The organism is Arsenophonus sp. ENCA (assembly GCF_002287155.1).
Classification (GTDB): Bacteria; Pseudomonadota; Gammaproteobacteria; order Enterobacterales; family Enterobacteriaceae; genus Arsenophonus; species Arsenophonus nilaparvatae.
The window spans coordinates 1-1,827 of record NZ_NHNG01000594.1 but is presented as its reverse complement, the minus strand read 5'-3'; the positions used below and the strand labels follow the sequence as shown (position 1 = coordinate 1,827).

Below are 1,827 nucleotides of genomic sequence, written 5' to 3'. Positions count from 1 at the left end.
GGTCTTTTTTTCACAGCCATCAACCGAAAAAAATGCGTGAGTCGGAATAGAACTAATAGAATCACTAAAAGTAAATTTGTTCCGCTTTTTTCTACGACGAATGGATCTACGCCAACAAAGAAAAATAATTATTATTGATAACTATATTTCCTATGTTGGTAGTATGAATATGGTTGACCCTCGCTTTTTTAAGCAAAATGCCGGTGTGGGACAATGGGTAGATATCGTTGTTCGGATGGAAGGACCAGTCTCAACAACCCTTGGCATTGTTTATGCGTTTGATTGGGAAATGGAAACCGGTCAACGCATTCCTCCTCCTCCTCCAGACACTAATATTATGCCCTTTGAACAAGCTAGTGGGCATACAACTCAAGTCATTGCTTCAGGGCCAGGCTTTCCGGAAGAATTAATCCAGCAATCTTTAATGACCGCAATTTTTTCTGCACGCAAACAGCTGATCCTTACCACACCCTATTTTGTTCCCAGTGATGATCTCATCCATGCTATTTGCACTGCAGCGATGCGGGGTGTCGAAGTGTTGATGGTCATTCCTAATCGGAATAATTCTTTTTTAGTTCGTTGGGCAAGCCGGGCATTTTAGTCTGAATTATTAGAAGCTGGCGTTAAGATCTACCAGTTTAATGATGGGCTTTTGCATACTAAAAGCCTATCTGTTGATGGTGAGTTAAGCTTAATTGGGTCTGTTAATCTAGACATGAGAAGCCTTTGGCTTAATTTTGAAATTACTGTTGTTATTGATGATAAAAGCTTTGGTAGCGATCTAATATTAGTTCAATATGATTACATTGCTCGCTCTACACCTTTGATGCAGAAGAATTGGAATAAACGTCCATTATGGAACCGTGTTATCGAACGTATTTGCTATTTTTTTAGTCCATTATTGTAATATTTTTATAAAATTATCAGCGCCAAAAAATTATTTTTGTTAAATTAAACCAATACTAATAAATCAACCAATAACATTTATTTCCCATAATTGTCAGATAATGATATTCATTTATACACCCTAGTTATAAAAATAAGGCTAATTTTTATAAATTAGGCTGAACATAGTTAATAACAAAATTAATTCTTTGGGCAAATTACCAGCACCATAACTTACATCTATGTATTATAATCAAGCGTATTAGCTAACAGGAAAAATTTTAATTTTAAATTATTAATCACCCAATTAGACCATAAATTAAAATGGATATTGCCATTGCGGTCCTTAGTAAAAAAGTGCTTTTTAACCTATAGAAATTGGTTTTGTAATGGATTAATAATTCATAAAACTTACAATTATTAGATAAATAAATTTATTAATATAGGTTTTATAACAATATCAATATCCAAGATTTTATGAATAAATAATGAATATCACTGAGTTATGATGTTATTGCTCGTTTAAAGTAATCCGGGGAAAACAGATTTAGTGCCTGTAATAATAAACTCAATTCCAAGTGACATTAATAATAATCCCATAATACGAGTAATAACATTAATTCCCGTTTGACCTAAATATTTAACGAGAATTGTTGCTGAGCGAAAAAGTAACCAACAACACGAAGCAAAAAAGATACACGTTAGCGATAGACCAACTAAATTTTGCCATCCTAACCAACGAGAAGACCAGACAATACATGAGGGCACCTCGAAAAACCTAAGCCGAGTTTGATTTTGCTGATAAAGTTATCGGAAGCTGGTCTACTGAGCTAACCACCATGAAGAAACGCAGCGCCATTAAGAATGACCTCTTTGCAAACCAGTATCACCAACAGACGATCGACAAGTTGGGTGACCCGCTGGTCAAGATCGAAACCTGTA

The 1,827-nt window shown here is 34.8% G+C and carries 2 pseudogenes; one reads left to right on the top strand and one right to left on the bottom strand.

Annotated features, from left to right (window positions below):
• A pseudogene (cls, locus tag CBG25_RS15455) lies at positions 1 to 907 on the top strand (cardiolipin synthase); the annotation flags it as partial.
• A 500-nt stretch (positions 908 to 1,407) separates the two neighbouring features.
• Here cls and CBG25_RS15450 read toward each other — a convergent pair.
• A pseudogene (locus CBG25_RS15450) lies at positions 1,408 to 1,653 on the bottom strand (MarC family protein); the annotation flags it as partial.
• Between the last annotated feature and the right edge of the window lie 174 nt (positions 1,654 to 1,827).